The organism is Streptomyces sp. SID12488, assembly GCF_010548275.1.
Lineage (GTDB): Bacteria > Actinomycetota > Actinomycetes > Streptomycetales > Streptomycetaceae > Streptomyces.
Map to the genome: position 1 here is coordinate 1 of NZ_JAAGLT010000176.1, position 381 is coordinate 381.

General features: G+C 70.3%; 1 protein-coding gene. It reads right to left on the reverse strand.

From position 1 onward, the window contains the following. Positions 1–381, reverse strand: a 381-nt coding sequence (locus G3I56_RS43065; protein ID WP_164418993.1) for an AMP-binding protein, incomplete at both ends; no start/stop codon positions are given.

A 381-nucleotide genomic window follows, 5' to 3' on the forward strand; every position in this document is an offset into this window, starting at 1 on the left:
GTTGACCTGCATCGAGTGCAGGTAGATCGAGCGGTGGGAGAAGAGGACGCCCTTGGGGTCGCCGGTGGTGCCCGAGGTGTAACACATGGCGGCGGCGTCCCGCTCGTCCAGCTCCGGCCAGTCGTACGTGGTCGGGCGGCCGGCCAGCAGTTCCTCGTAGTCGTGCACGGCGGGGCGACAGCCGTCCAGGAGCGAGCGGTCCCCGGGGCCGACGACCACGATGTGCTCGACGGACTCCAGGGCGGGCAGCAGCGGCGCCAGGAGCGGCAGCAGCGAGCCGTTGACGAGGATGACGCGGTCGGCGGCGTGGTTGACGATGAACGTCAGCTGCTCGGTGGGCAGCCGCAGGTCCAGGGTGTGCACCACCGAACCCATGCACGG